The sequence below is a fragment of the Streptomyces sp. NPDC001292 genome, from assembly GCF_042896465.1.
Taxonomy (GTDB): Bacteria; Actinomycetota; Actinomycetes; order Streptomycetales; family Streptomycetaceae; genus Streptomyces.
Window position 1 is genome coordinate 1 of record NZ_JBIAXG010000159.1, and the last position, 1,046, is coordinate 1,046.

General features: G+C 70.4%; 1 protein-coding gene. It reads right to left on the minus strand.

What is annotated here, in order from left to right; genetic code table 11:
• Nucleotides 1-1,046: serine hydroxymethyltransferase (gene glyA, locus ACFY4A_RS42715; RefSeq protein ID WP_390834696.1), on the minus strand; the 1,046-nt coding region annotated here is incomplete at both ends.

Here is a 1,046-nt window from a genome sequence, read left to right on the forward strand (position 1 = left end):
GTGGCCAGGGCCGGCGTGCCGATCCTGAGGCCCGAGGTGACCATCGGCGGGCGCGGGTCGTTCGGGATCGCGTTGCGGTTGACGGTGATCCCGATCTCGTGGAGGCGGTCCTCGGCCTGCTGCCCGTCCAGCTCGGAGTCGCGCAGGTCCACCAGGACCAGGTGCACGTCGGTGCCGCCGGACAGGACGTCCACGCCGACCGCCCGGACGTCGTCCCGGACCAGGCGCTCGGCCAGGATGCGGGCGCCCTCCAGGGTACGACGCTGGCGCTCCCTGAACTCCTCGCTCGCCGCGACCTTGAAGGACACCGCCTTGGCGGCGATCACGTGCTCCAGCGGGCCGCCCTGCTGACCGGGGAACACCGCGGAGTTGATCTTCTTCGCCAGTTCGGCCGTGGACAGGATCACACCACCGCGCGGGCCGCCCAGCGTCTTGTGCGTGGTGGTGGTGACCACGTGGGCGTGCGGCACCGGGTTCGGGTGCAGGCCCGCGGCCACCAGGCCGGCGAAGTGCGCCATGTCGACCATGAGGTACGCGCCGACCTCGTCCGCGATCCGGCGGAACGCGGCGAAGTCCAGCTGCCGCGGGTAGGCGGACCAGCCGGCCACGATCAGCTTCGGCTTGGACTCCTTGGCCAGCCGCTCCACCTCGGCCATGTCGACCAGGCCGTCCTCGCCCACGTGGTAGGCGACGACGTCGTACAGCTTGCCGGAGAAGTTGATCTTCATGCCGTGGGTCAGGTGCCCGCCGTGGGCGAGGTTCAGACCCATGATCGTGTCACCGGGCTTGAGCAGCGCGAACATCGCGGCGGCGTTGGCCTGCGCGCCGGAGTGCGGCTGCACGTTGGCGTGCTCGGCGCCGAACAGCTCCTTGATGCGGTCGATGGCGATCTGCTCGACGACGTCGACGTGCTCGCAGCCGCCGTAGTAGCGGCGGCCCGGATAGCCCTCGGCGTACTTGTTGGTGAGGACCGAGCCCTGCGCCTCCATGACCGCCACCGGGGCGAAGTTCTCGGAGGCGATCATCTCCAGCGTGGACTGCTGGCG